At 60.7% G+C, this 1,357-nt stretch carries 2 protein-coding genes; both read left to right on the forward strand.

Annotated elements, in window-relative coordinates; translation table 11 throughout:
• The coding region (locus tag VBE63_RS29430; RefSeq protein ID WP_323686519.1) for a glycosyl hydrolase family 65 protein at positions 1-325 on the forward strand (325 nt) is incomplete at its 5' end.
• Positions 326-970: 645 nt separating this feature from the next.
• On the forward strand, positions 971-1,357 hold a 387-nt coding region (locus VBE63_RS29435; protein WP_323686520.1), incomplete at its 3' end, for a transglutaminase N-terminal domain-containing protein.

Genomic DNA, 1,357 nt, shown 5'->3' on the forward strand with positions numbered 1-1,357 from the left:
CGTCGGGCGCGGCGGTTGGACCTGGTACACCGGCTCGGCGGGCTGGATGTATCGGTTGATCCTGGAGTCCTTGCTCGGCCTGCGGCTGGAAGGGGAGACGTTGCGCATCGAGCCCTGTCTACCGGCGGACTGGGACGGGTTTAGGCTTCATTACCGCTATCGGGAAACGCCTTACCGCATCGCGGTCAGTCAGGTTCGCGTCCTTGAGGGCGGCGATCGCCTGGTGACGCAATTGACGCTGGATGGGATCGAGCTGGAAGGGTCCGTGATTCGGCTGCTCGATGACCGGCAGGAGCATCTTGTGCAGGTCAGTCTGGCTGGATAGCCGGGCAGTAAGACGGCGCTCGGGCGCGTTTCCGTGGCGAGCCGCCCAGAGCCGGCCAAGCGTGATCGGTGATCAGTACGTTTAAAGATCGATGTCGTCGGTGCGCTAGCCAACAGACGCTTTCCGGACGCGGCGCTATCTTGATGCAGACACCAATGCCGGAATCTTTACGCGACGCGCATGGTCATCACCACCCTATGCAGGTTCACCCTCGATTGATCGATTAGGAGAGTTATGAACGAAAAACGGCTCAGCAGACACGACGAAGAGGCTAAAGATCCAGTGACGGAAGGGACCGGGAAGGTGATGGATAGCGTGGCGCTGGAGATCAAGGGCTATAACGCAAACGAAAGCGCTAGGTCTCAGCGCATACTAGAGATGTCGAGAAAGAGGTCGTGGCTGCAAACCAGCTGAGATGGTCGCCCCCGAGCCTGTCATCGCGCAGCTGGGTTTCGCTGAGCAGCCGAGTCTCCTCGCCGAGGCCAAGCTTGGAATCTTCCTGGCTTCGGTCATGGCCGCGTTGAGCGGCTGAGCTTTTTTCGCGTGGGTGGCGCGTAGCGATGCCGAACGCGTGTCGTCTTAGCATGATGCGCGCAACTGCGGCGCGCCCTGGCTAAAGCCTGCAAAAAGACTGCAAGGTAATTCATGCACCGTTATCGCATCCTGCATCGGACCTACTACAGCTTTTCGAGCCAAGTACAGCTTGGCCCCCACGTCCTGCGTCTGCGACCCCGGGAGGATCACGAGGTACGCATCGAATCCGCAAAGCTGACCACCACGCCCACCGCCGTGCTGCGCTGGCACCGCGATGTCGAGGACAATTCCGTCGCGATTGCCACCTTCGACGTGCCGGCCAGCCAGCTCGCGATCGAGAGCGAGGTCATCATTCAGCAGTTCAACGCGGAACCGCTCGATTTCCTGGTCGACGCGCAAGCCGTCGATTATCCCTTCGACTATGCCGTCGAAGATCAAGCCGTGCTCTCGCCCTACATGGACGATTCCCCGCGCAGCAGCGGCGACCCGCTGACGGCT

The organism is Lamprobacter sp., from assembly GCF_034860625.1.
Taxonomy (GTDB): domain Bacteria; phylum Pseudomonadota; class Gammaproteobacteria; order Chromatiales; family Chromatiaceae; genus Lamprobacter.